At 54.9% G+C, this 810-nt stretch carries 2 protein-coding genes; one reads left to right on the plus strand and one right to left on the minus strand.

Translation table 11 applies throughout. From position 1 onward, the window contains the following. Window positions 1-240, plus strand: a 240-nt coding sequence (locus GWE18_RS41925) for a hypothetical protein (RefSeq protein WP_275191307.1), incomplete at its 5' end; no start/stop codon positions are given. 115 nt (window positions 241-355) lie between these two features. Here GWE18_RS41925 and GWE18_RS41930 read toward each other — a convergent pair. Beyond that, on the minus strand, window positions 356-810 hold a 455-nt coding region (locus GWE18_RS41930; protein ID WP_275191308.1), incomplete at its 5' end, for a Spy/CpxP family protein refolding chaperone.

Below are 810 nucleotides of genomic sequence, written 5' to 3' on the forward strand. Positions count from 1 at the left end.
AAAAAACTTTTGCAACACAATCCCCGCGTGAGCGGACATCGACAGACCAGCCGGTCAGGTCCGAAAACCTGCACACTAGCGGAAGTCACCGCTTCTTTCGATTGCCTCGTCGGCGCGGGAGAGAAGTGGCGGTGGTATTTCGAGCCCGAGTCTACGGGCAGCCTTTGTATTGATGATGAACTGGAATTTCGTGGATTGACAGAACGGAATTTCAGCGGGGTTCTTGCGGACAGACGTTGAAAACCCCGGGGATGTCGGCCTCTTGATCAAAAGCGGACATCGCCCAGGCTTAAAGTTCAGTTAGCCGCATATGCTCCGACCATTATGCGGCAGGCACGAATCGAACTACTTTGCTTCAGTCCTCGTCCTCAGACTGCGCACGACGCCGTTCTACGGATTCACTCATATCGTGGAGTACAAAGAGCGCGAGGGCCGCCATGTGCCGCCTCTGTTCGGGACTGAACGTTTGATAGAGTGGCTGCCACGCCTCGGCGAGCTTATCCAAATCGGCTGATCGTTGAGCCAATGTTTCCGAGCGCCGATGCAAAAACGCAATGGGGTCACGATTGCGCATGACCTCGAAACGGCTTTCCTCGGCCCGTCTACCCACTGTTTCTTGGATTTTTGCAACACGGGCTTTCCGATCCTCCGCCCTGGCACGAATAGCGCTCTCTACAGCCGGCCAGTATTTTTCCTGCTCAGGTGTTAGCTGCAACGCAGCCTTTACCAGGTCAATGCGCAAGTCCATCAGTGAATTCCGGTCCGCTACATTTAACCGTTCCGGAGTTGCGGTAGAAGGCGTTTGCGCGT

It is taken from the genome of Bradyrhizobium sp. CSA112 (assembly GCF_029051645.1).
GTDB lineage: Bacteria > Pseudomonadota > Alphaproteobacteria > Rhizobiales > Xanthobacteraceae > Bradyrhizobium.